The 26,454-nt window shown below is 71.6% G+C and carries 20 protein-coding genes and 2 pseudogenes; 8 read left to right on the top strand and 14 right to left on the bottom strand.

From position 1 onward, the window contains the following. Positions 1–7 precede the first annotated feature (7 nt). The gene (gene thpR, locus D581_RS0106225; protein WP_018956362.1) at positions 8–637 is read right to left on the bottom strand and encodes an RNA 2',3'-cyclic phosphodiesterase; all 630 of its coding nucleotides are present in this window, start codon (positions 635–637) and stop codon (positions 8–10) included. A gap of 225 nt (positions 638–862) precedes the next feature. Between thpR and D581_RS0106220 the strand changes: the two genes are divergently transcribed. Continuing rightward, positions 863–1,891 (top strand): aminoglycoside phosphotransferase, encoded by a 1,029-nt coding sequence (locus D581_RS0106220; RefSeq protein ID WP_026290263.1) that lies wholly within the window; start codon positions 863–865, stop codon positions 1,889–1,891. A gap of 23 nt (positions 1,892–1,914) precedes the next feature. Here D581_RS0106220 and D581_RS0106215 read toward each other — a convergent pair whose 3' ends face one another. Continuing rightward, positions 1,915–2,841, bottom strand: a complete 927-nt coding sequence (locus tag D581_RS0106215) for a LysR family transcriptional regulator (RefSeq protein WP_018956360.1) — start codon at positions 2,839–2,841, stop codon at positions 1,915–1,917. A 155-nt stretch (positions 2,842–2,996) separates the two neighbouring features. Between D581_RS0106215 and D581_RS0106210 the strand changes: the two genes are divergently transcribed. Next, positions 2,997–3,608, top strand: coding sequence for a helix-turn-helix domain-containing protein (locus D581_RS0106210; protein WP_032752572.1), 612 nt, complete (start codon positions 2,997–2,999; stop codon positions 3,606–3,608). Between the two features lie 154 nt (positions 3,609–3,762). Here D581_RS0106210 and D581_RS0106205 read toward each other — a convergent pair whose 3' ends face one another. After that, positions 3,763–4,899 carry a PQQ-dependent sugar dehydrogenase gene (locus tag D581_RS0106205; RefSeq protein WP_018956358.1) on the bottom strand — a complete coding sequence of 379 codons (1,137 nt, stop codon included), beginning with the start codon at positions 4,897–4,899 and terminating at the stop codon, positions 3,763–3,765. Positions 4,900–5,377: 478 nt separating this feature from the next. Between D581_RS0106205 and D581_RS0106200 the strand changes: the two genes are divergently transcribed. After that, a complete protein-coding gene (locus D581_RS0106200; RefSeq protein ID WP_032752571.1) occupies positions 5,378–7,507 on the top strand; it encodes a glycoside hydrolase family 6 protein in 2,130 nt (709 codons plus the stop codon). 102 nt (positions 7,508–7,609) lie between these two features. Here the strand turns inward: D581_RS0106200 and D581_RS0106195 are convergent, their stop codons facing one another. From D581_RS0106195 to D581_RS0106180, 4 genes are all read right to left on the bottom strand, one after another. Further along, entirely contained in the window at positions 7,610–9,541 is a 1,932-nt protein-coding gene (locus D581_RS0106195; protein ID WP_026290262.1) for an HtaA domain-containing protein, read from the bottom strand. A gap of 150 nt (positions 9,542–9,691) precedes the next feature. After that, complete coding sequence (locus tag D581_RS0106190; RefSeq protein ID WP_018956356.1) at positions 9,692–10,867, bottom strand: oxygenase MpaB family protein; 1,176 nt, start codon at positions 10,865–10,867, stop codon at positions 9,692–9,694. Between the two features lie 103 nt (positions 10,868–10,970). Further along, positions 10,971–12,026 (bottom strand): polyprenyl synthetase family protein, encoded by a 1,056-nt coding sequence (locus tag D581_RS0106185; protein WP_018956355.1) that lies wholly within the window; start codon positions 12,024–12,026, stop codon positions 10,971–10,973. Then, positions 12,016–12,294: a hypothetical protein gene (locus tag D581_RS0106180; RefSeq protein ID WP_018956354.1), complete on the bottom strand. Its 279-nt coding sequence runs from the start codon at positions 12,292–12,294 to the stop codon at positions 12,016–12,018. Before D581_RS0106180 ends, D581_RS0106185 begins: the two co-directional genes overlap by 11 nt. Between D581_RS0106180 and D581_RS1000000141230 the strand changes: the two genes are divergently transcribed. Then, the gene (locus tag D581_RS1000000141230) at positions 12,293–12,547 is read left to right on the top strand and encodes a hypothetical protein (protein WP_158688580.1); all 255 of its coding nucleotides are present in this window, start codon (positions 12,293–12,295) and stop codon (positions 12,545–12,547) included. The genes D581_RS0106180 and D581_RS1000000141230 overlap by 2 nt on opposite strands. A gap of 155 nt (positions 12,548–12,702) precedes the next feature. Here D581_RS1000000141230 and D581_RS0106170 read toward each other — a convergent pair whose 3' ends face one another. Together D581_RS0106170 and D581_RS0106165 are read right to left on the bottom strand one after the other, a co-directional pair. After that, positions 12,703–13,848, bottom strand: coding sequence for a DUF6596 domain-containing protein (locus D581_RS0106170; protein ID WP_018956352.1), 1,146 nt, complete (start codon positions 13,846–13,848; stop codon positions 12,703–12,705). Between the two features lie 7 nt (positions 13,849–13,855). Continuing rightward, the gene (locus tag D581_RS0106165; RefSeq protein WP_018956351.1) at positions 13,856–14,263 is read right to left on the bottom strand and encodes a YciI family protein; all 408 of its coding nucleotides are present in this window, start codon (positions 14,261–14,263) and stop codon (positions 13,856–13,858) included. Positions 14,264–15,399: 1,136 nt separating this feature from the next. On the opposite strand from D581_RS0106165, the gene D581_RS0106160 reads away from it, so the two are divergent. Next, positions 15,400–16,425, top strand: coding sequence for a hypothetical protein (locus tag D581_RS0106160; protein ID WP_026290261.1), 1,026 nt, complete (start codon positions 15,400–15,402; stop codon positions 16,423–16,425). A gap of 160 nt (positions 16,426–16,585) precedes the next feature. Here the strand turns inward: D581_RS0106160 and D581_RS0106155 are convergent, their stop codons facing one another. From D581_RS0106155 to D581_RS0106140, 3 genes are all read right to left on the bottom strand, one after another. Then, a complete protein-coding gene (locus D581_RS0106155) occupies positions 16,586–17,242 on the bottom strand; it encodes a DUF5701 family protein (RefSeq protein ID WP_026290260.1) in 657 nt (218 codons plus the stop codon). 1,467 nt (positions 17,243–18,709) lie between these two features. After that, positions 18,710–18,835 (bottom strand): hypothetical protein, encoded by a 126-nt coding sequence (locus tag D581_RS1000000141955; RefSeq protein WP_018956347.1) that lies wholly within the window; start codon positions 18,833–18,835, stop codon positions 18,710–18,712. 83 nt (positions 18,836–18,918) lie between these two features. Next, positions 18,919–19,512: a DinB family protein gene (locus tag D581_RS0106140; RefSeq protein ID WP_018956346.1), complete on the bottom strand. Its 594-nt coding sequence runs from the start codon at positions 19,510–19,512 to the stop codon at positions 18,919–18,921. Positions 19,513–20,099: 587 nt separating this feature from the next. Between D581_RS0106140 and rph the strand changes: the two genes are divergently transcribed. Continuing rightward, the gene (gene rph, locus D581_RS0106135; RefSeq protein ID WP_018956345.1) at positions 20,100–22,751 is read left to right on the top strand and encodes a rifamycin-inactivating phosphotransferase; all 2,652 of its coding nucleotides are present in this window, start codon (positions 20,100–20,102) and stop codon (positions 22,749–22,751) included. A gap of 73 nt (positions 22,752–22,824) precedes the next feature. Here rph and D581_RS0106130 read toward each other — a convergent pair whose 3' ends face one another. Beyond that, positions 22,825–23,535 carry an SDR family oxidoreductase gene (locus D581_RS0106130; protein WP_063738195.1) on the bottom strand — a complete coding sequence of 237 codons (711 nt, stop codon included), beginning with the start codon at positions 23,533–23,535 and terminating at the stop codon, positions 22,825–22,827. Continuing rightward, positions 23,535–23,840: pseudogene (locus D581_RS01000000136905) on the bottom strand (restriction endonuclease); the annotation flags it as partial. The gene D581_RS0106130 and the pseudogene D581_RS01000000136905, both read right to left, overlap by 1 nt. A 727-nt stretch (positions 23,841–24,567) precedes the next feature. Here D581_RS01000000136905 and D581_RS0106120 point away from each other — a divergent pair. Next, complete coding sequence (locus tag D581_RS0106120; RefSeq protein WP_026290259.1) at positions 24,568–25,170, top strand: helix-turn-helix domain-containing protein; 603 nt, start codon at positions 24,568–24,570, stop codon at positions 25,168–25,170. 22 nt (positions 25,171–25,192) lie between these two features. Beyond that, positions 25,193–26,454, top strand: a pseudogene (locus D581_RS1000000138510) (hypothetical protein); the annotation flags it as partial.

Genomic DNA, 26,454 nt, shown 5'->3' with positions numbered 1-26,454 from the left:
CAGAGGTTCAGGTCACGTCCGCTCCGTGGTGGAAGTCCCAGGCGTCGATGTCGCGGTAGTGGATCGGCCCCGGGCCCCGGCCGATGTTGCTGCCGACCAGGTGGAGACGGGCAGCCTCCCAACTCCGGCCGGTGAACGCGGCGAGCCCCGCCGCGGCCTCCACCGTGGCCGTGTGGTCACCCCGGCGGGACCGGGCCAGCGTCAGATGGGGCCGCAGGGGCCGCTCAGGAAAGGAGACACCGCACTCCCTGACGAGGGCGCGTACGTCGGTGGCGAGGTGGTGCAGCCCTGCGAGGTCCCCCGTGACCCCGGCCCACAGCACCCGCTCGTCGAAGTGCCCGCCGCCGTGCAGCGCCAGCCGCAGGGGACGTCGCCGCGCCGCGAGCCCGGCGAGCGGAGGCATCAGCGGCGGGACGGCGGAGACCGGCAGCTCACCGAGGAACGCCAGGGTGATGTGCCAGTCCTCGACGCGGTTCCACCGCATGCGGGGATGGGCGTCGTAGGCCGGGCGCAGCGCCTGCGCCAGCTCGTTCTTCGCGTCGTCGGGCGGGGCGAGCGCCAGGAACACGCGGGTCGTCGTGGCCCGGACGCGTCTCTCCGCAGGGGGGCCGGTCACGGCTTCGAGCGGTTCGTTCACCTGCCGTACCGTACGTGCCGGCCGTGCCCCCGCCGCGACGCGGGGCCCGATGCCGGACTCGGGCGCGGGCCGACGTCGTACCATACGGCGCGACGCGGCCCGGAGGAGCGCCTGAACCCGCGGGCGGCACGGAGCAGAGCGTTTCGACCCGCCGCCGCTCCACGGCCGGGTCGGAGGCCCGGCATACCCCGGTCAGGACAGGGCCCCCCGTGCGAGGATGAGTGGATGAGACGGCGACTGCCCTGGGGGGACGCGTTACGGACCGGACTGGGCGCGCCCGGACGTTCCCGGCGGCTGAGCAGCAGCCCGCGCTCACGGGTGTGGCGGGTGGAGACGGCCGGGGCGCCGGTGGTGGTGAAGCAGATCGTCGACGGTCCCGACGCCGACGAGCGGTACGCCCGTGAACTGGCCGCGTTGCGTCTCGCCGCCGGAGCCGACCCGGCCGTGGTGCCCGCACTCCTGGGCACCGCCCCCGACGACCGGGTGCTGGTCCTGGAACATCTGGACCACCGACGACCCTCCGGCGACTGGATCGTGGACTACGCGGCGGCACTGGCCCGGCTGCATGCCGTCGCCCGTCCCGAGCACGCCGGAGTGCTGCCCCGCTGGCAGGGCCCGGACGCCGCCGACGCCGCCTCCTTCCTCCGGCTGGCCGCCGCTCTCGACGCTCCCGTCCCTCCCGGCGTGCCCGGCGAGCTCGACGGCCTCGTGCACCGGCTCGCCCGGGCGCCCGGGCACGCCCTGCTCCACGGCGACCCGTGCCCCGGCAACGACCTGCACACCACCGGCGGGACCCGGTTCATCGACTTCGAACAGGCCTCACTGGGCAGCGGGCTGGTGGAGCTCGCTTACCTGCGCATCGGCTTCCCGACCTGCTGGTGCGTCACCGCGGCCCCCGCCCCGCTGCTGGAACGGGCGGAGACCGCCTACCGCACGGCGTGGCGCGCCGAGGCCGGCGACGAACTCCACGGCGACCTCACCGACTTCTGCGCCGGCTGGCTGATCCGGGGCGACGCCCTGGTCCAGCGGGCCCACCGCGAAGGCGCCGATCACCTGGCCCGGATCCCGGTCCGCGACTGGAAGTGGGGCACCGTGACGGCCCGTCAACGCCTCGTGCACCGGCTCGGTGTCGTCGGCGGCATGACCGCCGTCCGCGATGGTCCGAGCGGACTGAGCACCCTCTGCGCGGACATGCGCCGGCGGATGCTCGCCCGCTGGCCCGGGCTCCGGCCCGTCCCCGCGCGACGCCCCTGACCGAGGCGGTTCGCCGCACGGCGTCAGCGGACCCAGCCCGGGGTCCACGCGTCGGCAGGCGGCGTCGGCCGTACGTGCGCGAGGTACCTGCGCAGCGCCGCCAGAACCGGGTGCGGATTGCCCGTCCGGTACAGGAACACGTGCGGATAGACCGGAGTCGGACCCACGACCGGGATCCGCCGCAGATCGTGCGAGGCAGGCCACAGGTATCGGTCCCGGGAGCCGACGAGGGTGGCCAGCGCGTCGGAGTCGGCGATCGAGTCCATCAGCGCCTCGGTCCCGAAGTCGGGCCCGACGGCGTCGATACGCAGCCCGAAGTCCTCCGCGAGCCGGTCGTAGTAGGCGGCCCACTCGGTGCCCCGCTTGATGCCCGGGATCCAGATCCGGTGCCCGGCCAGGTCCGCCGGGGCCAACGACCGGGCGGAGGCCAGCGGGTGGCGCGGTCCGACGAGGAGCTGTAACGGATCGTCCAGGACGCGTTCGGCGCTGACCCCGTCGGGCAGCGCGCCCCTGGGCACGGCGCGGAAGGTCGCGTCGATCTCGCCGGCCCGTACCGCCTCGGCAGCCCCGGCCACGTTCGCGTCCGCGAGCGTCACCACGTCGAGGTCCGTGCCGGGGTGGGCCTGGTAGAAGCCGCGTACGGCCAGCGCCGGGGCGATGCGCCGATGGAGCACGTCCACACGCAGCACCCCGTCCCCGGGGCGTACCGAGGCGACGGCTCGCTCCACGGCCCGCAGCACCTCGCGGGCGTGCGGCAGGAAGGCCTGCCCGTCCGGAGTGGGGCGCGCTCCGCGGGCGCCGCGGACGAACAACGTCACCCCGAGCACGCGTTCCAGGCCCGCCACGCGCTTGGAGACGGCCTGCTGACTGATGCGCAGGTCCACGGCGGCCTCCCGGAACTGTCCGGTGTCCGCGACGGTGACGAACGTGCGCACGGCTTCGATGTCCACACCCTGAAGCCTATGTGCGCACAACCGCTGGTTGCGGTTCACCGCGTAGCAACAGGCGAACGTCCGCGACGTGGGCGCCTCGGGCGAGGGGACGAGGCCCCAGGAGTGACGGATGCCGGGCTCGCCTTGCTTCCTTGCGTCATAGGCTCATGCCTATGACGCAAGAAGATGGTGAGCTGGACAGCCTGGTACGCAAACGCATCCGCGCCCTGCGCGTGGCCCAGGGCTGGTCCCTGGAAGAGCTCGCCGCCCGCGCGAAGGTCAGCCAGTCCACGCTCAGCCGCATCGAGAACGGCCGGCGCCGGCTGGCCCTGGACCAGCTGGTCACGCTCGCCCGCGCCCTGGACACCTCCCTCGACCAGCTGGTCGAGACGGCCTCCGACGACATCGTCTCCAACCCGACGGCCGACGGGGCCCACGGTCAGCTGCGGTGGCCCATCAAGGCGGAACCCGGCATGACCGTCATCCGTCAGCGCCTGACCGAGCCGCCGCCCGACAACCCCTCCCGGCTGCGCGCGCATCCGGGCCGCGAGTGGCTCGTCGTCCTCTCCGGCACCGCGATCCTGCTCCTGGGCAACCGGCGCCTGCGGATCGAGACGAACCAGGCGGCGGAGTTCCCCACGATGCTCCCGCACGCGATCGGCGCCGAGGGAGGGCCGTGCGAGCTGCTGGGCATCTTCGACCGGGACGCCCGCCGTGGCCATCAGCGCGGAGAAGGCGCGGAGAGGACGAATCGCCCGGCCCCGCCCGGGCCGAGCCTCCCGTGACGCGTGCGGGGCGGCGCGTCGGAGTGCCTGCCGTACGGCCGGGCCCCAGCCCCTGACGTACGGCCGGCCCATGGGGCGGGGGCCCGCCGGGCATGACGACCGGCGGGCCCCGGGCACCGGTCCGCGCAGCTGACAGCCCGTGCGTCTCAGCGACTCACGCGGGGTCGACGCGTGAGACGGCGCCGGCGCTGCCGAGGACGTACAGCTCGCCGTCACCGCCCTCGACGAACGAGATGACCTCGCCGCCGCTGACTCCGAGGTCGCCCACGCCGGTCACCTCGCCGTTCTCCAGCTGGAGCGTACGCAGCGTGCCGTCGCAGTAGTCGCTGAACACATAGCTCCCCCGAAGGTCCGGGAGCGCGTCGCCGCGGTAGACGAAGCCTCCGGTCACCGAGCAGCCGAGGCCCGTACGGTCGTACTCGTGGACCGGCGGGACGTGGTTCGCCGGCTCCGTGCCGCCCCGGAAGGGGTGGGTGCCCTCCATGGAGGACCAGCCGTAGTTCTCGCCGCCCTCGCTGTCCGCCGGGGCCCAGTCGATCTCCTCCCAGTCGCTCTGGCCGACATCGCCGATCAGCAGGTCGCCCGTGCCCGCGTCGAAGGAGAACCGCCACGGATTGCGCAGCCCGTAGGACCAGATCTCGTCCTTCGCGTTCGCGTCGTCCACGAACGGGTTGTCCGCCGGGATCGCGTACGGTTCGCCTCCGCTCGGGTCGATCCGCAGCAGCTTGCCGAGCAGCGTGTCGAGCTTCTGACCGTTGCCGTGCGGGTCGCCGCCCGCGCCGCCGTCACCGAAGGCGATGTACAGATAGCCGTCGGGGCCGAACTTGATGTCCCCGCCGTTGTGGTTCGCGTACGGCTGCGTCTGGGTGAGGACGGTGCGCCGGCTCTCCGGCTGGAGCCGGCCGTCCTCCACGGCGAACTCGTCCACCGTGCTGGTGCCTTCGAGGTTGGTGAACGAGATGTAGAAGTGCGCGAACGTCTTGTCGAACGCGACGCCCAGCAGGCCGCGTTCGCCGTCCGTGGTGGTCTCGTCGGAGATGTCGAGCACGGGTGCGCCGAGGCCTTGATCGTCCAGCACCCTTACGGTGCCCGCGCGTTCGGCGATCCACAGGGTGTCATCGGGTCCGGCCGCCCCGGCGGACGGGCTCTGGGCCCTGGCCACTTCGGTCAGGGACGCGTTCACCGGCTGAACCGGGGAGGCGGGCTCGTCGGCCGACGCCGTGGCCAACGCCAGTGACGTGACGAGGCAGAGCGTGCCGATGATCGCCGAGCTTCTGGTGCGAAATTTCACCGTGGCCTCCTGGAGGCGGCGAAGGGGGGAGATCACCCGGCTGCTCGAGCGGAGTTGAGTGGGGGGCACGAGCCGGCAGGCAACCTGGGTGGGGGAGTGGGTGTGTCACCGGCTACAGACGAGGATAGGGGGACGGACGTGGTCTGGCCTAGACCAGCGTTGCGGCGTCTTCTCCCGCGGCGGCGCTCGCGCACTCCGCAAGTCGGTAGTCGGCCAATCGTCGACGCGAACACGGCCGGGGATCTACACGTACCTGCCTGTTCGGTCGCTGATGGGAGCGCTCCAATTTCCTCCAACTACGCCTTCGTGCAACGGAATTGCGCTGCATCGCTTGACAGTCATTGAATGCCACGCCAGTTTGGGAGCGCTCCCACACGCACGCTTCCGCACTCGAATCCCCTACCTCCTGAGCGTCACGGACCCCTGAACCCGTCTGTCGCCACCCCCGACGGACGTACGAGAGGAGCACGGAGCCGCAATGAGAAGCAGAGGCACCACCCCGCACGCACCGCAAGCACTCCGCAGAAGAGCGGCCGCCGCACTGTCCGCACTGGTCATGGGCGCCGCACTCGCGGTGGCCGTACCCGGACAGGCGTCGGCCGCCGACCGCGTCGACAACCCCTATGCGGGCGCCACCGCGTACGTGAACCCCGACTGGTCCGCCAAGGCCGCCGCCGAGCCCGGCGGCGACGTCATCGCGGACGAGCCGTCCTTCGTCTGGATGGACCGCATCGCCGCGATCGGCGGCACACCCGGCGCGCGAGGCCTGCGCGCGCACCTCGACAGGGCCGTGAGCCAGGGAGCCGACCTCTTCCAGGTCGTCATCTACAACCTCCCCGGCCGGGACTGCGCCGCCCTCGCCTCCAACGGTGAACTCGGCCCCACCGAGCTGAGCCGCTACAAGGACGACTACATCGACCCCATCGCCGGCATCCTCGGCGACCCCGCCTACGCGAGCCTGCGCATCGTCACGCTCATCGAACCGGACTCGCTGCCCAACCTGGTCACCAACGCCGGAGGGACCGCCGGCTCCACCCCCGAGTGCGCCACGATGAAGGCCAACGGCAACTACGAGAAGGGCATCGGATACGCCCTGCATACCCTGGGCGCGCTGCCCAACGTCTACAACTACGTCGACGCCGCCCACCATGGCTGGCTCGGCTGGGACTCCAACTTCGTCCCCGCGGCACAGCAGTTCAAGAAGGCCGCGACGACGGAGGGCGCCACCGTCTCCGACGTGCACGGCTTCATCGTGAACACGGCCAACTACTCGGCGCTCCAGGAGCCGCACTTCGCGGTGACCGACTCCGTGAACGGGACCACGGTGCGCCAGTCGCGCTGGGTGGACTGGAACTACTACGTGGACGAGCTCTCGTTCGCCAAGGCCCTGCGTACGGAACTGGTCCGGCAGGGCTTCGCCTCCGATATCGGCATGCTCATCGACACCGCCCGCAACGGCTGGGGCGGCTCCTCCCGGCCCGCCGGACCCGGACCGCTGACCAGTGCTGACGCCTATGTCGACGGTGGCCGGACCGACCGCCGCATCCACGCGGGCAACTGGTGCAACCAGAGCGGCGCGGGCATCGGCGAGCGCCCCACGACCGCCCCCGAGCCGGGGATCGACGCCTACGTCTGGGCCAAGCCCCCGGGTGAGTCCGACGGCAGCAGCGAGCCCAGGGACAACGACGAGGGCAAGGGCTTCGACCGGATGTGCGACCCGACGTACACCGGCAACGGCCGCAACGGCTTCAACCTCACGGGCGCGCTGCCCGACTCCCCGGTGGCCGGGCACTGGTTCTCCGGACAGTTCCAGGAACTGCTCCGCAACGCCCACCCGCCGCTGGACGGCGGCAGCGGAGGCGAGGACGACACACAGGCGCCGACCGTGCCCACGAACCTGAGGGTGACGGCCAAGTCCAGCAGCAGCGTCACTCTCGCCTGGACGGCGTCCACGGACGACACCGGCGTCACGGGATACGACGTCCTCCGCGACGGCACCCGGGTGGGGACGACGGCCACGACGGCCTACACGGACACCGGCGTGAGCGCTTCGACCGCCTACAGCTACTCGGTCAGGGCCAAGGACGCCGCAGGCAACCTCTCGGCCGGGACCCCGGCCGCACAGGTCACCACCGAGGCGGGCGGCGGCACCGGAACGGGCGCGCTCAAAGCCGAATACCGCAACACCGACGGCTCTCCGACCGACAACCAGATCCGGATGTCCCTCCGCCTGGTCAACACCGGTTCGGCCGCGATCGACCTGTCCACGGTCACCGCCCGCTACTGGTTCACCTCCGAAGGCGGCGCGAGCACCTTCGCCACCGCCTGCGACTACGCGGTGCTGGGCTGCGGCAGCGTGACGCACGGCGTCCGACCGGTGAGCACACCGGCCACCGGCGCCGGTCACTACCTGGAGGTCGGCTTCGGCGCCGGCAGCCTCGCGGCGGGCGCCACGACCGGGGAGATCCAACTGCGGGTCAACAAGAGCGACTGGTCGGCGTTCCAGGAGAGCGACGACTACAGCCGCTCCACCAACACCGCCTTCGCCGACGCCCCGAGGATCGGCGTCTTCACCGGCTCCACGCTCGCCTGGGGCACCGCCCCCTGACCCGCTCCACCACCGGCAAGACTCCCGTCACTGCCGCTGCCCCTCTCCCCGGACGACGGGAGAGGGGCAGCGGCGCGGAGGCCGGCACGGGCAGGAACCGGGTCAGCGCACGTCGACCCGGTCGCCGGAGCCGATCGTTCCCAGACGGGACGCCGTGGCCTTGAACTGCGCCTTCCAGGTGCCGTCCTTCTTGGCGGTGAACCCCTTCGAGAAAACGCCCTTGCCGTTCGTGCGTACGGTCGCCGACTTGCTCCACTTGCCGGAGCCGTCGGCCTTGAACAGGATGATCACCAACTGGCCGGAGGCGTTCTTCCAGGTCCCGTCCAGGCTGCGCAGGGTTCCCTTGACGGTGATGGTGCGCCCCTTGCGGACCGGCTCGGGGGAGGCGTTGAAGCCGGAGACGGCGGTCCGCAGCTTGACGTCCACGTTGTCGGAGGTGCTGACGGCCGCGGCGCGGTCGGCGGTCCCCGCGTAACGGGCGCGCCAGGTACCGTCCTTGGCTGCGGTGACCGATGCCGAGGCGACGCCCTTGCCGGTGGTGCCGACCGTGGCGGCCCGGCTCCAGGTCTTGCCGCCCTTCGCCCGGAACTCGATCACGACGGGCGCCTTGGCCAGCGGCCGCCAGACGTTGTCCGTGGCGCCGGCGGTCTGGAGCGTGGCGACCACCTTCAGCTTGCCGCCCTTGCCGACCGGCTCGGGAGAGGCGTTGAAGGAGACGATCCGGGCGGGCACCGCGGACACCGTGAGAGCGGCGGCCGAAGTGGCCGTCCCACCAGACGCGTTGACGAAGACGGCACGGTAGCGGTGGCCGTTGAGCGCGGCCGACGCCTTGACCGACAGGGTCGTCGTGGCGGCTCCGGCGACGGTGCTCCAGGTCGCGCCACGGTCGGTGCTGCGCTCCCAGCGGACCGAGTCCGCGCCGGTCGCGGCGGCGGTGAACGTGCCGGTCGCGCCGGAGCGGACAATGCGCGACGCGGGATGCCGGGTCACGGTGGCGGCAGGGGCCTCGACGCCGAACTTGAGCGGCTGGGCGACGTCCTGGGCCCGGGAGGGCATCCAGGTGGAGTCGCTGCCGTCGTGCGAGTTGAAGCTCGTCACGAAACAGGCGGTGGCGCGGCAGTCGACGACGGGGGCCCCGGAGGGGGCGAAGGTCTCGGTGAGCTTCAGCGTGACGCTGAAGGTGCCGTCCGCGCCGACCTGACGGACGTACGCCGCGTTGCCGAAGACGCTGGGGTAGGTGGTGCCGGGCAGGGCGATGGACTGGGCCAGATACACGCCGCGCCCGGGCTGGTAGCCCTTGCCGCTGACGGTGACCTCGTTCTCGACGCCCAGCTCGCTGACCTGGCTGACCGTCAGCGTGGGGACGCTGACGCCGCCGCTGATGGCGACGGGGTCCAGCGCCGTGCCGACCGCGTACATGGGCCGGCCCTGGTACGCGAAGATCGCCGCGCCCTCGTCGGTGAGCGTGGCCGTGATGCCCGTCCAGTCCAGGACGGCACCGTCGAGCGCGTCGGCGGAGGCGGTGAGCGCGGCGAGCGGCACGCCGGGCGTGGTCACCGGGGCCTTGCCGGCGGCGACGTCGGTCGTCACGTCCATGTGGAGCGTGCCCTTGCCGTCCTTGAGGACGACACGAGGGTTGGCGAGCGTGATGGCGGTTATCCCGTGACTCGGGACCGCGTAGGTGACCGAGCCGCCGAAGCGCACATCGGCGGAACGCTTGGCAAGGTCCACCGATCCGTGCTTGACGGGATAGCCGACCCGTCCGGTCGCGTCCGTGGTCGCGCCGCCGGCCACGTTCACCGAGCCGCCCGAGCCGGTGACGTAGCGGACCCAGGAGTCCTTGAAGCCCCAGGAGGACCGGCCGGACACCAGGATCGGGGAGGCCGCGGACGTGGTACCGCCGGCCTCGGCCCGCTCGGCTGCGTGGATGCCCGGAGTGGCGGCGGAGGCGGGAACGCCGAGGACGCCGGCGCCCACGGATACGACGGTCAGGGCGGCGAGAGCGGCCAGGCGGCCGCGGCGGGGCATGGACATGCGCTGCATGTCTCCTTCGGGGGAGGGGCACGGCGCACGTCTGGACGGAGCCGTTCCCGGGAGGCGAACGAAGAAGGGGGGACACCGGCTTCTCGGCGTGTGGGGACCCGAAGACGACACATCGCATATTAGGTGAGGCTTACCTAATTGTCACGATGGGGTGTGGCCGGGGACGGTGACGGCGGGCGGACTCCAGCGGCGGGCGCGGGACGGCCCGGGGGAGACGCCGTACTCCTCCTTGAGCTGTTCGGGGATGGCGTAGTGCATCACGCGTCCACGGGTGAGGGAGGACAGCTCAAGGACGGTGGTGAGGTGACCGAGACGGTCCAGGGCCCAGGCGCCGAGGGGGGACCGGTCCTCGACGGTCTCCAGGACGCCGAGGAGGTGGGGTACGGCCTTGACGACGGTGTCCCACGAGGTGCGCGGCACCTGGAGCCAGTCGGCGCAGGTGGAGCCGACCAGGTGCCGGATGAGCGCGGAGACGATCGGGTCGAAGAGGGTCCCGGGTACGACCTCCTCGTAGAGGTCGATGAGCTGCCGGGTCAGCAGCGCGCCTTCCTCGGAAGGCCCCATGTGCCGGACCATGTAGAGGTCGAGGAACCGGCGTGCCTCGTCCAGGGTCCGGGGGACGGCCTCCTGGCTGACGCCCAGCATCGCGCCGACCACGCGCCAGGCGTAGTAGTAGGCCGCCGCGCCCTCCTCCGACATGTGGATGCCGAGGCGGTGGAGGCTGTCGAGCACGAGCAGCGAGAAGAACATCTGCCCGCCGATCATGTCCTCCTGGCAGATCGGCGTCCCGAGCGCGTCGGTGTCCCACCGCTTCTCGCGCAGGAGGTGATGGCGGATCGACGCGTGCAGAAGGCGGACCTTCTGGGCGGCGGGGAGGAAGCGGCCCCCGGCCTCGAAGGCGTCGGGCCGCATCAGATAGACGGTGAACTGGCCCGTCTCCGCCATCCGTTTGGAGGGGTACTTCAGCCCGTGGGTGGCGGAGAGGAGCTTCGCCACGTGCGGGACCACATAGCAGGCCGGCATGGAGGCGAACGACAGTGCGGTGGAAATATGCACGTTGTTGTCGATGAAGAACAGCCGGGCCTTCTCCATCTCCTCCCAGTCGACCCAGGCCGGCGGGGCGCTCGTGGCCTGAAGGTAGTCCCGGGCTACATCGGGCAACCCGTCCGGCAGGGGAGCGCCGGCGGTGGAGACGTAACGCATCAGTGTGTTGAACGTGCCCACCTCTCCGCGTTCGAAGAGCGCGGCGACGGTGGCGTCGGCCAGTTCGTCACCGCCCTGCCGCAGGGCGTTCATCGAAGCCTCGGTGTAGGTCAAGACGGACTTCCTTGCTCTCGGTGCGGTGCGGTGCGGTGCGGTGCGTGTGTGTGCGTGTGTGCGTGTGTGCGTGTGTGCGTGTGTGCGGCGGGCGGGAGAGGAGTCAGGACAGTCGGACGGTCGCCGATTTCGCCAGCGCCGTCAGGACGTCGGCCGCGTGTGACGGCATGTCCAGCTCATGGAGGGCGTCGAGGGCTTCCTCGACGCGCGCCGTGATCATGTCTTCGACGAGGCCGGGGGTCTTCAGCCTGCGCATGACGTCGCGCACCGCGTTGAGCCCGTCCTCGTCCAGGTCGCGCCGGCCCAGAAGAGCCCGGAGCCGGCCACGGTCGTCGTCACCGGCGACCCGCCAGGTCTCCGCCAGCAGGGCCGTGGGCCGGTGGCCGCACACGTCGTCGGCGTTGGCCTTGCCGGTCCGTCCCGGGTCTCCGAACAGCCCGAGCAGATCGTCCCTCAGCTGGAAGGCCTCGCCCAGCGGCAGCCCGTAGGCGGAGTAGCCCTCGCGCAGCCGACCGCTGGCCCCGGCCAGCGCACCGCCGATCAACAGGGGCTGCTCGACGGTGTACTTGGCGGTCTTGTACCGGATCACCTTGAGCGAGGCCGCGGTGTCCGGCTCCGCCCCGGTGCGCAGGATCTCCAGGCACTCGCCCGCGATCAGCTCCCGGCCCAGCACGGTCCACAACGGGCGGGCCCGGCCCAGATAAGCGGCGGGCAGACCGCTGGTGGTGAACAGCTGCCCGGCCATCCCCATCAGCAGATCGCCCACCAGCATCGCCAGCGATCGGGCGGCGGCGACGGAGCGCGGGCGACGGCGCACGGCGCCGCGCAGAGCGATGTGCGCGGTGGGGCGGCCGTGCCGCAGAGCGCTGTCGTCGATGAGATCGTCGTGCACGACAGCGGCGGCGTGGATCAGCTCCAGGGAGGCCGCGGCCCGCACCAGAGCGTCGCTGTCCGGCTGCCCCGCCGCCCGCCAGCCCCAATAGCAGAACGCCGCCCGCAGCCGTTTGCCGTCCGCGACGACCGCCTCCATCTGCTCGGCCACCGGGACCAGTGCCGGGTCGATCGCCGCGAACAGCTCGGCCTCCCGGGCGACGAACGGGTGCAGCACCTCGTCGACCCGGAGCTTGAACGCGGCCGCGTCCCAGCGGTCAGGCGTCATCGGCGGCCCGCCGGGCGACGGCTTGCCGGGCGAGCAGCTCCAGATGGGCCGGCGGCGGGGCGGCGTACCGGCCCAGCACCAGGCGCCCGCGCGCCATCAGCTCGTGCTCGGCGTCCGCCGCCAGTTCCGCGGCGTCCGAGCGGCGCAGCAGCCCGCGCACCGCTCCCAGGGCCGAACCCACCGCGCTCACCGCCAGATCGGCCGCCCCCGCCACGAGCAGGACCACCCGCTCGTCCAGGTCCCCGTCACGTCCCGTTTCTCGCGTCATGCCTCTCCCCACCCCACAACTGCCGACGGCGCGGGTCGCGCGCCCGCCCCACAGCATCGCGACGCACCGGGTGCCGAAGGGGCGGAAGTCACGATCGAGTGATCTACTCGCTCGACCGTACGGTTCGCCGCTGCCGCTGCCGCTGCCGCTGCCGCTGCCGCTGCCGCTGCCGCTGCCGCTGCCGCCGCTGCTGCCGCTGCCGCCGCGGTCGCTGCTGCCGCCGCAGTCGCGGGAGGTCAGCGACCCGTCGTGACACGGGGAGGAGACCGCGGTCTTGTGGTTTCCGCCAGTACGGCGGTGCGCCGGGCGCGCGCGAGACTGTCCGCCGGAGCCGCGTCGCGTTGCCGCGCCTGAGGCGTACGACGGACCGGCCGCGCACCTCCGGACGTGGTGGGCGCGGTCGATCCGTCAGCGCCGAAGACCGGCGTTCAGCCGGGCGGCCTGGCGCGTGAGGTGGTCGCGCTCGGCGAGCGTGGGGGCCCGGTGAGCGGCCTCCGCGTACAGCCGGGCCGCCTTCGGCAGATCGCCGTCGCGTTCGTGGAGATACGCCGCCACCGCCGTGTGACGGGGCAACGTGTCGCTCAACGCGGCGAGTTCGGCCAGCCCGGCGCGCGGTCCGTCGGCTTCGCCGACGGCCACCGCACGGTTGAGCCGGACGACCGGGCTGTCCGTCAGGGCGGCCAGTTCGTCGTACCACTCGACGATCTGCACCCAGTCGGTCTCCCCGGCGGTCGGCGCGTCGGCGTGGAGCGCCGCGATGGCGGCCTGGGCCTGGAACTCGCCCAGCCGGTCGCGGGCGAGGGCCTCTTGCAGGATCTCGACGCCCTCGGCGATGGCTCCGGTGTCCCAGCGGCCCCGGTCCTGCTCGGCGAGCGGCACCAGGCTCCCGTCGGGCGCGGTCCGGGTGGCGCGGCGGGCATGGTGGAGCAGCATGAGGGCGAGCAGCCCCGCCACCTCCGGGTGGTCGATCGCTGCCGCGAGCTGCCGGGTGAGCCGGATCGCCTCGGCGGCGAGGTCGACATCGCCGGAGTAGCCCTCGTTGAAGACGAGATAGAGGATGCGCAGCACGGTGGCGACGTCGCCGGGCTGATCGAACGGCACGCCGGAGACGGTGCGCTTCGCCCGGCTGATGCGCTGTGCCATCGTCGCCTCGGGCACCAGATAGGCCCGAGCGATCTGGCGGGTCGTGAGCCCGCCGACGGCGCGCAGGGTGAGCGCGACGGCGGACGACGCCGTCAGCGACGGGTGGGCGCACAGGAAGTAGAGCTGGAGCGTGTCGTCCACCGCCGGCACGGGGCCGGGCGCGGGCTCCTCGTCGACGAGGTCCTCCCGCCGGCGCCGGGCGGCCTCCGCCCGGGTGGCGTCGAGGAACCGCCGCCAGGCCACGGTGACCAGCCAGCCCTTCGGGTCGCGCGGTCGCTCGTCCGGCCATACGCGCACCGCCTCGACCAGCGCGTCCTGCACGGCGTCCTCGGCCGCCGCGAAATCTGCTCCGCGACGGACGAGGACTCCGAGGACGCTCGGTGTGAGGCTCCGCAGGAGGGCCTCGTTCATCGTGGCGTCACTCCGTGACGGTGGGCGGCGCGGACAGGAACGGGCGGACCTCCAGCCACTCGTGGATGGGCTTCCCGCCCGCCCCCGGAGCGGCGGACAGCTCCCCGGCCAGTTCGACGGCGCGGTCGTAGCCGTCGACGTCGATGATCATCCAGCCGGCGATGAGGTCCTTGGTCTCGGCGAACGGCCCGTCGGTCACCGGCGGGCGGCCCTCGCCGTCGTACCGGACCCACGCGCCCTCGGGGGCGAGCGCCGAGCCGTCGACGAACTCCCCGGTCTTCTCCAGCCGGTCCGCGAAATCCTGCATGTACTGCACGTGCGCCGAGATCTCCTCGGGCGTCCACCGGTCCATCGGTACGTCGTTGACCGAGGCCGGGGCTCCGCGGTAGTGCTTGAGCAGAAGATACTTGGCCATGGTGTTACTCCTCGGTGCTGTGCGGCCTATTGTGGCCGCTTTCACTCCAGGGACGGAGCCGGATACGGGTTCTCGACATCGTCACCCGAAAACCTCTCGAAATCTTTTCGGCGGGCCGGGAACGAGCCCGCGATCCCCGTTCGCGCGGGCCCACGGACGTGACCGCACGGACTCCGCATGCGGCCCACGGGACCGCGACGCGGACTGGCCGGAGGCGGGGGAGCACGAAGACGACGGCCCCGGGGAGGCCCGGAACGATGGGTGAGCACGCGGATCTGCCCGGTGTCATGACCTGGTACGAGACTGCGGGATCGCGCCGCCCGTGGTGCTCGTCCTGCCGGCCGCCGCCGCGCTGGTCCCGCGCGTGCTGTGGGCCTGAACGCCTCGACCGCTGCCGGGGCTCCGGCGTGCCGGTGGCGCGGTCGGCCGAATCGAGCGGATGTGGCCCTTTTTGGTGGTTGTTTCCTGTCGTAGGAGCGCGGCCTGAGGGAACCGGGGCCGCGGGGTGCCGGGGTGCCGGGGCCGCGGGGGTGCCGGGGGTTCGTTGACGCGGAGGGGATGTGTTTGTGTGCCGTCTGTCACGCGCCGCGGTCAGGCGTCGGGAGCCGTGTAGTCGTTGTCCGCTCGTTCTTGCGGTGGCCTGCCCGGTGGGGCAGGCCCGGGGTGGGGTGGTGTGCGGGGGACCCAGGTCTGATCGGTGTCCGTGGTCTCGTCGTCGTCCCGGGCGAACGGATGTCCGGCTGCCGGGTGTGGTGCCCTACCGGCAGGCGGTGCCGGACGGTCCGTACGAGGCGTTCGCCGCTCGCCTGGACGATGGACGGGTCATCGTCGTTACGCAGCCCACGGGCAGGCCGGTGCCCGGCGTCGTGTCTGCGTCCCCGGTGTCCCCGGTGTCCCCGCTTCTCGGGAACAGCCCGGCTTGCCGTTTCGCCGGGGGCACCAGGGCTGTCTGCGTGTTTTCCTTCGGTGAGATGCTCAACTTCACGGGGTCGGTCCACGGCTTGCCGGGGGGGATCGGGAGGGGCCTGCCGGTAACGGATCGGCGGTGGCGTTCCCCCGGGGTGGCGTTTGTGCCGGGACTCTTCGTGGGGCGGTTACGAGGGCTGTTGTCAGAGGTGATGGGCAAGATTGCGGCCATGAATGTCACTCCTGTCACTCCGCCGCGTCCGGTCGACGTTGCCGCGGTCTTTCCTCAACTGGTGCCGCTGGCGCGCACGGCGACCCGTCTGCACCCCCGCCCCGGGGGGCCGACGCGGCACGACAGCTCGGTCGGCGGGCCGCTGCTGTGGCCTGCTGAGGAGCCGTGGCCGCACTGCGAGGAACCGCATGTGGTGGATGGCGTCAACCGGGCCCGGCCCCCGGCGGATCTGCGGCTGGAACGGCGGATCCTCGCGGCCTCGCACGGCCGGGAGCTGACTTTGGAGGAACGGGAGACTCTCGAGCGGATCCGGCCCCCTCTGACGTATCCGGTGAGGCCGGCGGTCCAGGCGTACGACGGCCCCATAGCGATGCTGCCCGTGGCGCAGCTGTACGCACGGGATGTCCCCGATCTGAGCCCGCCGGAGGGCAAGGACCTGCTGCAGGTTCTGTGGTGCCCCTTCGATCATCCGGTCATGCCCAGGACCCTGCTCTTGTGGCGTGCGGCAGCCGCCGTCGCCGACGTCCTCGACACGCCCCCCGAGCCGCCCGCAGTGCAGTTCGACGGCTATCTACCGCAACCGTGCGTCCTCGAACCGGAGCAGATCACCGAGTACCCCGACCATCTGGAGCTGAGCGGAGAACTGCGGGAGCAGCTCAGGCAATGGAGTGTGCCGCAGGCAGCAGAGGAGGACATGGACCCGGAAACGTACTACGACTGTGTGCTGTCCAACGCACCCGGCTGGAAAGTCGGCGGCTGGCCCGCTTGGAACTCCACCGACCCCAGCTCGCAGCCCTGCTCCGAGTGCGGCACCGGCATGGAGGTCCTGATGACCGTCGCCACGTTCGAGGAAGGGGACGACGCCGGGAACAGCTGGTCTCCGCACCCCCACCCAGGTGCTGGACCGTACCCCGGCCACCGCGGCTACAACGCGACCGGGGTCCAGATAGGCAGTGGCTACCGACAGCACCTGTTCGTCTGCCCGGCGGAGCCCGAGCATCCGCACATCGAGTTGATGACGTAGCCCGTCCGCGGGGTGCAGCCGGGGCGTCACGGTGAGGGCGTGCCGTGACGCCGGGTGGCTCAGGGGGCCTGCCTGCGGCCCGATATCCGAGCAGGGAAGCAGGCCGTCCCTGACCGACCGCGACGCATCGCAGATGGGTCAACAGCAGGGCGAGCGGGCGCTACTGGCCCTCGCGGCCCGTGGCGGAGGCGAATCCCAGCCACGTATGGCGGTTGCCCCACCAGCACCAGCCGACCTTGGGGGCGTTACGCCGCTCCTTGCCGTCCCGTCCGGTGCCGTTGCTGATCCAGAGTGCCGGGGTACGTGCGTCCAGGACGCCGTTCGCCTTGCGCAGCCGGGACCCGATGGTCATGAAGCAGAGGTTCCGCTCAAGTACTGCCGGCTGCTGCAGGACCCAGTGGATGCCCTCGGTGAGTACCAGGGGGGTGCGGCCCTCCTCGGTGAGGGCGGGCAACGCCTCTTCGGGGCTCCAGTTGGCCATGTGGTCGCCGCGGTCGGGTCCGGCGACGAAATAGAGAGGCGCGTGGGGAAGTTCGACCGTGTCGGGGGCGAACAGGTCGACGTCGGGCATGTCGACGACGACGAAGCCGGGCTTGCCGTCGCGCAGGAGCAGTGGCGCGAGGGCGGAGGCGGGGGCGCGCTCCGGATGGACGGCGAGCAGGACGTCACGGCCCTGCCCGGCCGTCCGGGCGAACGCGCGGATGTCCTCGGCGGGAATCTCCGCGATCTCGTGCACCCCGAGCTGGATCAGGCGCTCCGCCTGGGCGGAGGGCGACGGGAGCGGGTGCACGGTGTCGGCAGTGGAAGTATCGGGCAAGGCGGTTCCTCGGGTTCACGGTTCACGGTAGGGGCCGGAGGTCGAACGAGGGAGTTCGCCGAAGTGTTCCCTGCGCGGCCGCCTCCCCTCCGGGCGGGCCCGTTTCCGTGCTGCCGCCCCGTCGTCGGCGGGTATGCGGGCGATCCGCCGTTCACCCGGGGCCCCGGGACGCCCTGCCGGCTTTCCCTGCCGGCCGTCCGCCGGCCCGCCGATGGGTTCCTTCCGGGGCCCTCTCCACCGCGCCCGCCGCACTCGCACCTCGTCGCCCCCGCCGCTGCGCGCACACCGTTTTGCCACGCCTGCTGGCCCGGTTCCGCCGGGCAGGGCAGATCCCGTGCAGGGTGCTGCCCGGTGGTGAGCCCGTGCCTGTTCGTCTCCAGCGGGGTCGTACGGGTTCGTGGGCTCGCGGGATGGCGGAGATCAACGGGGTGGCCGAACGTGTTGCGGCGCGGGGCGGAGCCTCGACGAGGAGCGGAAGCCCCTGGCCGAGCGGCTCGACGCGGTCCGTGCCGAGCGCGAGGAACTCGTGGTGGCGATAGCGTGCGGGAACGGATGCACGCCCGACTGGAGGCCGGGAGACCGTCGGCGCAGGCAGCGACGGTGGGCGGGCGCGGTGTGCTGCTGGTCCCGCACCGGGAGGCGGGCGCGGGCGAGGAGGTCCTGCCGCCGGACTGCCAGCGGCTCACGAAGACCGAGCGGAACTCTCTCCGGTGGCCTCATCCGGGTCAAGGGCGTCGGGGCGTCGGGCTTGGCGTCGAGGCCGAGGCGAAGAGCCGGCTGGAGCCGCTGTGCGGCAGGTTGAGCAAGCTCGCCGGGCGGGGGCCGGCTGCGTGAACTGCCTGGCGCACGCTTCCAGATCGCACCGTAGGTACGAGAACCGCGCCCGTAACCGGCGTGCCCCCGGCTGCCGTTGGCTCGGCGTGTGTGTGAAGAGGGTCAACGAGCCCGCCGGGACCACCGGCTTCCCTGTCTACCGGCGTCGCCTGCCGGTGTCCCGAAGAACCGACGAGTACAGCACCGATCTGCTGAGCCGTCACCTGAAGGGGATCGGATCGCGCCGGCGAGCCCTGCCGCCCGGCCGGATCGTGATCATCGTGCTTGCCGTGCTCCGCCACGACCAGCGCACCGCGGACATGTCTGGCCACACCACCGTCGGCGGCGCCACCGTCGGCCACACCACCGTCGGCCACACCACCGTCGGCGGCACCACCGTGCGCCGCTGGCGCGACGAGCTGGTACCCGTGCTCGCCGCCCGCGCACCTCGTTCGGACCGCATGCAAGGAGATCGCGAAGGGTGGCGAGATCGTCCTCATCGACGGCACCCTGATCCCCACCGCCCGTCGCACCGGTGCCGCGAACCGGCCCAACTACTACGGCAAACACCGCCGTCACGGCCTGTATTCTCTCGCCCTCACCGACGAGAAGGGCCCGCCCGACCGGGATCTCCGCGGCCCGTCCCGGCCGCACTCACGACATCACCGCCGCCCGCCGCCCGCCGCCCGCCGCGATCACGTCCTCACCCACCTGCGCGCGGCCGGCTTCTCCGCCCTGGCCGGCCTCGGCTTCCTCAGTCTCACCGAAGACAGCGGCCACCCGGTGATCGTCACCGGCTGCACGGCCGCCCGCGCGACCGGCCTTGTGCGCGCGATGTCCTGGTCCTCTCGAACCTCGAGCTCTCACGTTTCCGGATGGCCGGTCATATTTCGGCGCGGTACGGCTCCGTCCTGCCAACGGTAGAGGTCGCGCAGCAGGGAAACCTCGGCGCCGTGATGGATCAGCTCCCTGTTGACGTGCAGGACCCTGTTCTCCATGGGAAACCGCTCGGGGCCCGCCGTAGGCGGATTGTCCAGGTCAGCGTCCGAGAGTCCGCGGACCCCCGCGTCCCATCTCCCGTACATCTCATCGAGTTGTTTCAGCGCCTTGTCAGCGGTCCCCGCGTAGACGACTGCCCGGGACTCGAGGTCCTGGCCGCCGAAGTACCACCCGGCCCGACAGCCCAGGCAGGAGACGATGATGTGCGCCAGCCGCCAGGCGATCGTGGTCACCGGCGCAGGCACCGGGGCAGGGGACGCGAGGTCCGTCGTCCATTCCCCCGGACCTTCCGGCATCGGTGCGGCCGACGTGCCGCGGGGGCGGATGCTCCAGCAACCGCGCACCGGCTCCCAGAAGTACTCCTCGTCGGTAAGGCCTTCCAGCCGTGGCCGCAGGTTCCTGCTCCAGTACCAGTCCAACTGGTCCGCGAGTCGCTCGCTTCTGTCATTTCCGCACATTACCTACAACGGAGACCTGGCTGTGCTCCTCGCGGACGCCGTCGCGGGCCGTGGGCCGCGAGACGTACCGCACCGGGAGGTGACTGCGGGTTCTGCAGTGTCCTTCCGGCCGTGTCGCCGCGAGCGGTTCGGCCTCGACCGATGACACGGCGGGTGACCATGACCGCAGAGGCCCGCCGGGATCGGCATGACCATCCCGGTCGAGCGCCACGCCGGAGCTTCCGATCTGCGTGTTCGAAGATGGCGAGGACACCGTGAACGCGGAGGAATGGCCCGGCGCTCGGGGAGCCCAACAGCGAAGGCAAGGAGAGAGACCTCTCCTTGCCACTCTCAACGTATAGCTCACCGGGGGGCTTGCGGCAAGACCCCGGTGACGGCGCAGAATCCTCGGGTCGATGCCACCACCGGCGGGAACGGTGACACGACGTGCGCCGGCCGGCCGGGAGGATCCGCCGGTCCATTCGTCGGAGGGAAGACAACCAGGAATGAGTACGTGCCCGGCACGGGGTTCGACAGAGGGCGAGGCCCGGGTGATCCGGCCGGCCGCCGCAGTGCAACGGAATACGACCGCTCCGAAAGGTGTCGCGATGACGGACCCGTACGTGCTGGACCTCGGCGAGGTCGACGAGACGCGTGTCGCGGCCGTCGGCGGCAAGGGCGCACACCTGGGCGGGTTGTCGCGGATCGAAGGCATCCGCGTGCCGGACGGCTTCTGCGTGACGACGGACGCCTTCCGGCGGGCCATGGCGCAAGTCCCGTCGATCGACGAACGGCTCGATGAGCTGTCGCGGCTGAACCCGGAGGACCTGGAGGCGATCCGCACGCTCAGCGCACGGATCCGCCGCATGATCGGGGAGATCGCCGTCCCGGGTGACATCGCGGCGGCGATCACCGGCTCGATCGCCCGGTTCGGCGGGCAAGCCGCGTACGCCGTCCGGTCCAGCGCGACGGCGGAGGACCTGCCGACGGCCTCCTTCGCCGGCCAGCAGGACACGTATCTCAACGTCCTGGGGCCGATCGCGGTCCTCCACCACATCAGCCGGTGCTGGGCCTCGATGTTCACCGAGCGGGCCGTCGTCTACCGACAGCAAAACGGCATCGACCACCGTACGGTCCACATGGCCGTGGTCGTGCAGCGGATGGTCTTCCCGCACGCGTCCGGCATCCTGTTCACGGCCGACCCCGTCACCGGAAACCGGAAGGCCGCCACCGTGGACGCCGGCTTCGGCCTCGGCGAGGCCCTGGTCTGCGGCCTGGTGAACCCGGACGTCTTCACGGTCCGGGACGGCGAAGTCGTCACCAGGACCATCGCCGCCAAGGAGCGCGCCATCCACGCCCTGCCCACCGGCGGTACGCGTAAAGCGCCGGTCGACGCACGACAGCGGGAGCGGCCGGCGCTGACGGACGAGCAGGCCGTCCGCCTGGTGGGGTTCGGCCGCAGTATCGAAGCGCACTTCGGCCGCCCGCAGGACATCGAATGGTGCTTGGTCGACGACGGCTTCCGGTTCGTGCAGAGCAGGCCGATCACCACCCTCTTCCCCCTCCCCGCCATCGAGAACGGCGACAAGGGCGACGGCGGGGAGAACGCCGACGGGGACGACGGGGCCAATCGCGTCTACGTCTCCGTCGGCCACCAGCAGATGATGACCGACCCCATGAAGCCCCTCGGGTACTCCATGTGGCAGCTGACGGCCCTGGTGCCGATGCACGAGGCCGGCGGGCGGCTGTTCGTCGACGTCACCCCGCGCCTGGCGTCGCCCACGAGCCGCGACGGCCTCCTGGACGCCATGGGGAAGGGCGATCCGCTGGTCAGGGACGCGCTGGAGACCGTCCTGGAGCGCGACGGCTTCGTCCCCCCGCTCCCGGACGCGGCGGCCCCCGCCGGTGCGCCGTCCACCGGTGCGCCCGCTCCGATCGAGACCGATCCATCCGTCGTCACCGAGCTGATCGAGCGCAGCCGGACGTCCATCGCCGCCCTGGAACGTGACATCCGGACGAAGGAGGGTCCGGCGCTGTTCGACTTCCTGCTGGAGGCCTTCGAGGAGCACAAGCGGGTTCTGGCCGATCCGCTGAGCATGCGGGCGCTCATGGCGGGGACGGACGCCACCTGGTGGCTCAACGACAGGCTGCGGGAGTGGCTGGGCGAGAGGAACGCCGCGGACACCCTGACGCTGTCGGCCCCCGGCAACGTCACGTCGGAGATGGGACTGGCGCTGCTCGACGTCGCGGACGTGATCCGCCCGCTGCCCAAGGTGCTGGCCTTCCTGCGGGACGCCGAGCACCTTGAGGACGCCACCTTCCTGGACGAACTGGCGAAGATTGAGGGCGGAGGCGCGGCACGGGAGGCCATCGAGGCGTACCTCGACCGGTACGGCATGCGCTGCGGCGGCGAGATCGACATCACCCGGCCGCGATGGCGCGAGCGCCCCACCACGCTCGTTCCCGTGATCCTCGACCACGTGCGGAACTTCGGGCCGGGCGCCGCCGAGCAGCGCTTCGAACAGGGCCGGCGCAAGGCCCGGCACAAGGAACAGGACGTGCTGTCACGGCTGCGGGCCCTGCCGGACGGGGACCGGAAGGCCGACGAGACCCAGCGGATGATCGACCGGGTCAGGACCTTCATCGGATACCGGGAGTACCCGAAGTACGGCATCGTCAGCCGCTACTTCGTCTACAAACGGGCCCTGCTGGCGGAGGCCGGGCGACTCGTGCGGGACAAGGTGCTCAACCAGAAGGAGGACGCCTTCTACCTGACGTTCCGGGAACTCCACGAGGCCGTGCGGTCCCACCGGGCGGACGCGCGGCTCATCCAGCGGCGCAAGGAGGCGTTCCGTTCGTACCACGCGCTCACCCCGCCCCGGGTCCTCACGTCGGACGGTGAGGCCGTCACCGGCGCGTACCGGCGCGACGACGTGCCGGCCGGCGCGCTGACCGGACTGCCGGTGTCCGCGGGGACCGTCGAGGGAAGAGCCCGCGTCATCCTCGACATGGCGCAGGCCGACCTCGAAGCGGGCGACATCCTGGTCACGACCTTCACGGACCCCAGCTGGTCGCCGCTGTTCGTCGGGATCGCGGGCCTGGTGACGGAGGTCGGCGGTCTGATGACCCACGGCGCGGTGATCGCCCGGGAGTACGGCCTGCCGGCCGTCGTGGGCGTGGAGCGGGCGACCCGGCTGATCCGGGACGGGCAGCGGATCCGTGTCCACGCAACCGACGGGTACGTGGAGCTCCTGCCCTGACCGCCCGCACCGAGGTCCCGGTCTCCGACGCGGCCCGTCCGTGACGCGCCGCGTGTACCTCGGCCCGGCCGTGTCAGACGGCTGACCAGCCGTCGTCCACGGGCAGGACGGCGCCGTTGACGAAGGAAGCCGCATCGGACGCCAGCCAGACGATGGCGGCGGCCTGTTCGTCCGCCGAGCCGATGCGGCCGATGCTCGCGCCGATGAGGCTCCTGAGGACGGCGGGGCCGTGCGCTTCGGGGCGGCTGTCGACACCGATGCCCGTCGCGGTGGGTCCGGGCGCGATCACATTGGCCCGGATGCCCTGCCCGCGGTACATCACCGCCAGGTTCCTCACCGGCCCGGTGATCCCGTGCCTGGCGGCGGTGTACGCGGCCCCGGCGGCGCCGCCGCGCAGGCCGGCCTCGGAGCCGGTGAAGACCAGGCAGCCGGCGCCGGCGGTCAGCATGGGGGGGAGTACAGCGCGGGTGAGGAGGAAGGGAGCCGTCAGGTCGGCGCGCAACACCCGCTCCCACTCGGCGTCGTCGGTCTCGTGCGCCGCCGACATGCGGTCCATGATTCCCGCGTTGTTGACCAGGACATCGACCCCGCCGAACTCCGCCACCGCACGGGCCACCACGCAGTCCACCACCCGCTGCTCGGCCAGGTCCCCGACGGCCGCCAGGGCGATGCCCCCGGCGGCCGTGACCCTCCCTACGGTCTCCTCGACGCCCTCCGCGTCGCGGTCGGCCGCGAGGACCCGGTCGCCCTGCGCGGCGAAGGCCAGAGCGGCGGCCCGGCCGATGCTTTGCGTACCGGACCGGCGGTGCCCTTGACCGCGTACATGACCGAGGAGCCCACCTTCCCGCCGACGCGGGTGTGTTTGGCCTGTACCACGATCCGGCCGAGCCGCAGGTGGTCCCCTATGACATCGGCGGCCTGGTCCCCGGCACCTCCGACCCTGCGGGCCGTACAACCGTCGCGGACCAGCAGGTCCCGCAGGGCATGCTCGCAGTGCCGGTCGTCCATCGCGTCGAACTCGACGAGGGTGATCCGAAGCGCTGCCACCCGCTCTGCCTCACGGCGCCGCCGTGTGCTCGTCTGCCGCAGACCCGCGATCATCCAGCCGCTCATCCGCTTCGCGGCTTCGGGTTGCGGCGGATGTGCCCGCGTACGCGATGGAACCCGTCCGGCACCTTCGACATGCTGTTCCCCTCCCGCCGGCGGGCCGCGGAATGCGGCCCGTCCTATAAGGAATTGGTGCAGCAGAGGGCACGGACAAAAACTGGTGGATCCTTACGAGGCACAGTCCGGCAAAGCTTCGATCAAGCCACCACAGGGTTCCCAACCCTGCCGTCCCGGCTCTCCATGCTCCAGGCGGCTTCACTTCGGGCGACCTGCGTCCCGGCTCCCTGCCACCCCTGCCCTCACCCCACAGGTGGTCCGGCACCCGGCACCCCAGTGAAGCCCTCCCACCTGCACACTTGATGGTCGGTGATGCCGACGGTCCAGCCATGGCGCATTGGCGAAACGCAGCAGGCGCGTACTCGCAGCCTCAGCGCGCCGGGGCCGCCTGCTCCTGACCGCCACCCCGGCGTCCGGAGGTGATGGGGTGCCGTCCCGGAAGCCACGGTCGGCCGGCCCTGTCCAGCGTCCGGGCCGGGCGGGCACTTCCAGCCGCTCAGCGACGGACTGTACGACCAGCCGGGCCAAGGAACTTGCGGTCCCGTCCAAGGGCTACACCAACTAAAATCAGATATCTGATCAGACTTGCATGGATAGTGGGTCTGCCGATAGCGTCCAAGCGCGGCAACGCCCGGATCCGAGGAGGCAGGCCATGCTGCTGACCACCGGACAGGCCGCAGAAGAACTCGGCTGTGCGATTACCACATACCGGCGTCTCATCAGAGCAGGCGTACTGCCCGGTCTTTCCCGGCGCGGTGTTCGCGTGATGACGCCGCTTTGGGTCGTCCAGGCCCTGCACAAACGCGCCCCTGCGCCCGTGGACCGCCTGGACGCCGATCTGCTCGGGGTGCTGCGTGTCGACGCGGCACAACAAGTCCATGACACCCAGCGGAAACGGGCAGGCTACGCGCCAGACCTTGGCCCCGACGACCTCCTCAAGGGCTTGAGAGGCTGGTGGCGCTGTGATGCCGCGAGCGTGGCGGCCGGGGGAGTATTGCCGGTGACGGTGTCGGGCTACGTGGTGGCGGTCCTGACCGGCCTGGACAGGTGGGAGAAAGGCGAAGGCGGGCGGCACGCATTCCCCGATGCAGTCCTCACTGGATATGTCAGCGACCTGGCCACCCCGATAAAGCATCTGACCGCACCACGCCAGACCGACCGGGACGTCGCGGATCTCCTCCTAGGAACCCGCTTGCCCTCGCAGTCGAGCGGCGCGATCGCGTACGTCTCAACCCGTAGCAGTACCGCCAACTGACCTGCAGGCCCAAGGGATCGTGATGGACCCAAAGACCTACAACGCACAGCTGGCCGAGCTGCGGGCCCTGCGCGACGACATCAAGAAGACCCAGGCCACCCTCGCCAAACTCGAGACGGACCGCGCCCGGCAGATCACCGCGCTGGCCGGATACGAGAAGGCGAAGGCGGAGCGCATCGCGCCCGCAGCCGGACTCAGCCTCGCCGACATCGTGGCGATCGCTCCCATCCTCGCCCCCGACCAGCTCACCACCCCCGCACCAGCAGCCCCGACCGGCGCAGCCGTCGCACCCCCTGAGCCTGCCAGAGAGACAGCACCGCCCAGCGGTCCCGAACCTGCACAGGAGCAGGTCCCGTCCCGGGCGGGCACGGTCGCCCCGGCCATGACCCGCCCCGCCCCTGAACCGGTAGCGGAACCCGAACTGCCCGCAGCCGCCTCTGTGCCGGCGCCGGTCGCCGCCGCTCCTCTCGCGGCCCAGGGAGCACAGCGCGCCCTGCCCGGCATCCCCGAAGGCCCTGATGGGGACCGTTGGTTCGCCCACACCGCGAACCTCGCCTCCACCCACCCGAACTTCACCCAGCAGGCCCGCAGCACTGTCTTCCTCGACACGCATACCGGTGTGCTGGTCCACCGCGACCAGACGTTCCGCATCGACCTGCCGACCGCCAGCGCCGCGGAAATCCTGAACACCGTCTTCCACGTCCTGCCCGGCGGCGTCGAGCGGATCTACATCACCGCAGGAGCCCCCTGGCACCGGCAGGCCGACCAGCACCCCTTCCTCAAGGACACCGTCGGAGCCTGGCTGAACGCCCCGACACCCGGCTGGCGCACGGACACCGGCCGCGGCCGGGACCGGATGGCCGGCCACTTCGTCCACCCCCGCAACCCCGTCGGCCGCTACCAGCGCGAACACGGCGAGCAGCACGTCGAGATCCGGTCGGCGGGGGAGTGGTTCGATACCGAAGGCACCGAGCCCGCCGTCATCCGTGACGCGTTCGTCCTGCTGTGGAAAGCCCTGCGCCGCCACTGGCCCGACGCCGTCCTGATGGGCTCACCGTCTCAGACCGGCCGTGACCTGTGGACCCGCACCATCCCGACCAAGGGCCAGTACGCGGACGGCTACCCCGTCCTGTCGGAAGAACTCCGCGGCCTCTTCCACGCCACCGCGGGGCAAGGACGCACCGAACTCATCACCCGCCCCGCATTCCCGCCCAGCTCCCCGCCCTGGTCGAGTACGACCGCACCTTCGCCTACGCCAAACACACCTGGAAGTCCGGGGTCGGC

The sequence above is a fragment of the Streptomyces sp. CNB091 genome, assembly GCF_000377965.1.
The sequence above is the reverse complement of the archived record's forward strand: the minus strand, read 5'-3'. Positions and strand labels throughout refer to the sequence as shown.